Source organism: Synechococcus sp. H70.1 (genome assembly GCF_047502705.1).
Taxonomy (GTDB): Bacteria; Cyanobacteriota; Cyanobacteriia; order Thermostichales; family Thermostichaceae; genus Thermostichus.
This window is the reverse complement of record NZ_JANSIV010000151.1, coordinates 16,030-19,831: the sequence shown is the minus strand read 5'-3', so window position 1 is coordinate 19,831 and position 3,802 is coordinate 16,030. Positions and strand designations below refer to the sequence as shown.

Here is a 3,802-nt window from a genome sequence, read left to right as displayed (position 1 = left end):
TACACGGGGCAGATGGTCTTGCAAGCTCTATCCCCTCAGGAGCGCAGCCTCTTCCACCCCTACTTGAAGGTCATGGACGACCACCTGTACATGCCCCTGCAGAGGATGTACGAGGGTGCCGCTGTTCACGCCGGCGATAGCACTTCTTCTGCCTCTTTGCTGGCTGTTCAGGAACTGCTGCCCATCGTAACCAGTGTGGCGGAGTTTATCTGTGCCGAAGTGGCTCAGCGTTTCCCGGACTATCGCTGCGAAAGCGGCCCCTTGACGGATCTGGAGGTGCGGATTTCCAGCATCCGCGATGTGGAGATGTTCCAGGTGTACCTGGGCCTCTGTGCCTTGGAAGGCAGCGTGGTGGCTGTGCAGCAGGAGCTGTTTCCCCTTTGCGTGATGCTGTACCCCCCTCTGAAGGTGGAGTGGAAACTGGTGCGGCAGATGCTGGAGCTGTTGGATGAGGCTTTGCACTCTCGTCTTAGCCCGGCTAGCTACACTTTCCTCCTGCCTTACCTGCAAGCTGTACAAGGGATGTTCTCTCTGGAGGTTTTCCCCGAAAGCGACCCGATCTGGAGCCATCATCCCGACGTACTGCGCTATATGGGAACGGCGCGGAAGCTGCTGCAAGAACTGGTCAGTCAGGAAGTCACTTAAAAATCCTCACGCTTGTCCATCTCCGTCTTTGCAGCAGAAGGGCTGTTAGGCTAGCGCTATTCAAACCCGCCGGGATCTACGGAGTGTCCAGGAAGGGGCTGGGCTCCACCAGCTCGGCCACAAATTGGTGCAGGATGGGTAGGTAGCGCTCCCCGGCTACCTGTAGCAGATTGTTGTGATCGGCTCCCTCGATGGGGATCAAACGCTTGGGATCCCGTGCTGCTTGGTAAAGGGCTTCGGCATGCCAGAAGGGGATCAAGCGATCCTGAGTGCCGTGCAAAATCAGCAGCGGACAATTGATCTGGGCAATGCGGCTGAGGTTGTCGAAGCGGTCAAAAGGCAGCAGCGGGATGCGGGTCAAAACGCGAAAAGCGGTTACAAAGGTGGATTCCAGGATCAAGCCCCCCACCGGCTTGTGGGCTGCTAGGTAAACTGAGGGCCCACCTCCCACCGAGCGTCCGTAAAGCAAAATCCGCCCCGGCGGGATCCCCTGATCTCGTAGGTAAGCGTAGGCCGCTTCAATGTCTTTGTAGGCACCGGCCTCGGAAGGGATCCCTTCGCTGGTGCCGTAGCCGCGGTAGTCGTAGGCCAAGACGCTAAACCCCCCCTGCTGCAGCTTCCTCAGGCGCGGCAGGATATCCCCCAAGTCCTCAGCGTTGCCGTGGCTGTAGAGGAGGGTATAGGTGGCTGCGGGATTGGGCAGGTAGACCGCTGAAATCTGCAGGCCATCGGCGGTGGTGAGTTTGAGAATGGCGTCCCCATCCTGGTAGCTGGCGGGGCGGGGCAAAAAGATCAGCCGCTCCGATTGAAACCAGCCCAGCCAGAGCAGGTAGCCGTACACCCCCAGGCCAATGAGCAGCAAGGATGGCCCCAGCCGCAGTCCCAGAAAGGGCTTACTCATTGCTCCTTCCCCTCACCCCCGGCCTCTCTCCCGCTGGGAGGGATTGGGCAGCGACGTTGGGCGCCTTAGGATTTGGCTAGCAGGGCAGAACCTTTCCAAAGGCAAACTCCAATCCAGTTAACCAAAGTATGAGCGACGATGGTTACCAACAGGTTTCCCGACAGCCACACGCCCATCCCTAGGAGAATACCTACGGCACTGGCCCAGACGGCATAGGGCCAACCCTGCCACTCTAGCCAGTGTAAAACCCCAAACAAGAGCCCGCTCAGGAGGATCCCGCCCGTCCACCCCAAGGGGCTGGCCACCAGGGCTGTCATCAGCACGCCGCGAAACAGCCACTCCTCGCTCCACCCCGGCAGCACCCCCACCCAGAAGACGTCTCCCCATTGCAAGGGATCCGCCACCAGGTGCAAGTAGGCGGAAGCTACCCGGCGATAGGCTGGCCAAAGCCAGTAAGCCCCGCCGCTCAGCAGCGCCACCCCCAGCCCCAGCGCCGCTCCCCAGGCGACGGCCAGCGGATCCCAACGGAAGGGCACGCGGAGGGATCCCAGCCAGATCCAGAGACCGGCAATAAGCGCCAGGATCAGGCTGGTCAGGCCCATTCCGATCAGGATCTGTTGGCGGGTACAGGGCTGCATCTTGGCACTCATGGGAGGAGCCTATTCCCAGCGTAGAGCGAATCCCGACAAGAACGGCTGCCCGAATCACACTGGCAGCGGGGAAGACTCTCAGTTGATGCTCTCCCCAGTCCTAGAGAGCGGGGTTTGCGCCGCCCTTGTCTCGGTCAAGGGGGTAGGAGCTTGGGATCCCCCTCTCCTTTCAAGGCAAGTGCTGCCTTAGCAACTGGGCGTGCTGGGCCGATCGCTCCACCCAAACAGCCACTTGGTCAGGGCTGAGGGCTGGCCCGTCGGCATAGCAGGCCAGCCAAGCCTGGCACAAGGCTTCAGGATCTTCTGGGATCGCCTCGAGATCCCAGCCGGGCATGCCCAATTCCCCGAGCAGCGTTTTTACCTTGGGATCGTAGCTGAGGCCAAAGCAGGCGCAACCCTCAGCAGCCGCCATCACCAAGCCGTGGTAGCGCATCACAATTGCCAATCTCACCCCCCGGAAGACCCCCTTTAAAAGACAGGGATCCCGAATCTCCAACACCTGGCTGGGGCCGGGCAGGCGCTGTTGCAGCTGTTGCGCTAGGCGGTAGTCTGGGCCGAGGTCCAGGGATCCGGGAGGAGCGAGTTGGAAGGGTAGCAAAAGCAGATAAGCCCCTGTGGCAGCCTGGAGGCGCCTCAAGCCTTCCGCCAAAGTCTCAAGTCGCGCTGGAGTGAGCTGGGGATGCTGCCGCAAGACCACGGCAATGCGGGGCTGAGGCCATCTTTCCCACTCCAGCAGGGTTTTGGCGGGCAGGCCCCAAACCGGATCCGGGGCCACCTGGTGGGGGATCCCCCAATCTCGCAGCCATTGGGAGGCAACGGCGTCGCGCACACTGATGGCCGTACAACCTGCTAGAGACCGGCGGGCCAGCTCGCGGATCCAGCCCCGCTGCAAAGGCCCGATCCCTTGCGCCCACGCCAAGGTCTTCAGCCCCCGCCGCTGGGCCCAGAGCATTAGACCCAGGTAGTAAAGCGGGCTGCGCCAACTGGTGCGATCCTGCAGCAGGCTGCCCCCACCCCAGATGAAAGCTTGAGACTGCCCCAGATAGCGCCGCAAAGCCCAGCCGTCAAAGCGCGGACAGGCCAGCACCCCATAGGTGGCAGCCGTTGCCTCAGGGCGGGGAGAAAGCACCACTGGCTGCACGGGATTGGGCAACTGCCGCAGCTGCTGCAAGAGAGCCAGCAACAGGGCCTCGTCACCGGCATTGCCGTAGCCGTAGTAGCCACAGATCAAAATCTGTGGCCCCAAAATCTGTGGCTGCTTCATGAGCCCCCTTGACTGAAAGAAGCTGGCCTGGGAGAGATCACCTCGAACCACTTGCGTGGGGAGCTCCATCAGCGCTGCATTTCCCCACTCTCTCCGATAAAGTTGGGAAAAGCTCCAATAACGATGTTGCCAGCGCTTCCAGTTCCCAGGAGACAAGGACCCCAGCTGCTTGCGCTGCAGGGGATTTTTAGCGAGGCTGCCCTCTGGTGCCAGCCCTGTTGCATCGCCCGCCTTCCTCTTGCCTCTGCCTGCCAAATCTAGGGGGGTAGCTTCCCCCCCAGCCAACTCTACTAGTGAACTTAGAGGCGGCAGTTGGTCATGGGAAAAGGGAGAGCGGGATCC

General features: G+C 61.2%; 3 protein-coding genes and 1 pseudogene. 1 reads left to right on the top strand and 3 read right to left on the bottom strand.

Features of this window, described 5'->3' with window-relative positions; translation table 11 throughout:
* Positions 1–645 (top strand): annotated as a pseudogene (locus NW827_RS10050) (hypothetical protein); the annotation flags it as partial.
* A 76-nt stretch (positions 646–721) separates the two neighbouring features.
* Here the strand turns inward: NW827_RS10050 and NW827_RS10045 are convergent.
* The 3 genes from NW827_RS10045 to csaB all read right to left on the bottom strand — a co-directional run bounded on the left by NW827_RS10045 (position 722) and on the right by csaB (position 3,460).
* Positions 722–1,546, bottom strand: a complete 825-nt coding sequence (locus tag NW827_RS10045; RefSeq protein ID WP_414404138.1) for an alpha/beta hydrolase — start codon at positions 1,544–1,546, stop codon at positions 722–724.
* A gap of 65 nt (positions 1,547–1,611) precedes the next feature.
* The gene (locus NW827_RS10040; protein WP_414404137.1) at positions 1,612–2,196 is read right to left on the bottom strand and encodes a type II CAAX prenyl endopeptidase Rce1 family protein; all 585 of its coding nucleotides are present in this window, start codon (positions 2,194–2,196) and stop codon (positions 1,612–1,614) included.
* Positions 2,197–2,365: 169 nt separating this feature from the next.
* Complete coding sequence (csaB, locus tag NW827_RS10035; protein WP_414404136.1) at positions 2,366–3,460, bottom strand: polysaccharide pyruvyl transferase CsaB; 1,095 nt, start codon at positions 3,458–3,460, stop codon at positions 2,366–2,368.
* Between the last annotated feature and the right edge of the window lie 342 nt (positions 3,461–3,802).

Bases quoted from the DNA above. Each gene is read 5' to 3' on its own strand.
- NW827_RS10045 (WP_414404138.1), bottom strand. From the start codon at position 1,546: ATGAGTAAGCCCTTTCTGGGACTGCGGCTGGGGCCATCCTTGCTGCTC.
- NW827_RS10040 (WP_414404137.1), bottom strand. From the start codon at position 2,196: ATGAGTGCCAAGATGCAGCCCTGTACCCGCCAACAGATCCTGATCGGA.
- csaB (WP_414404136.1), bottom strand. From the start codon at position 3,460: ATGAAGCAGCCACAGATTTTGGGGCCACAGATTTTGATCTGTGGCTAC.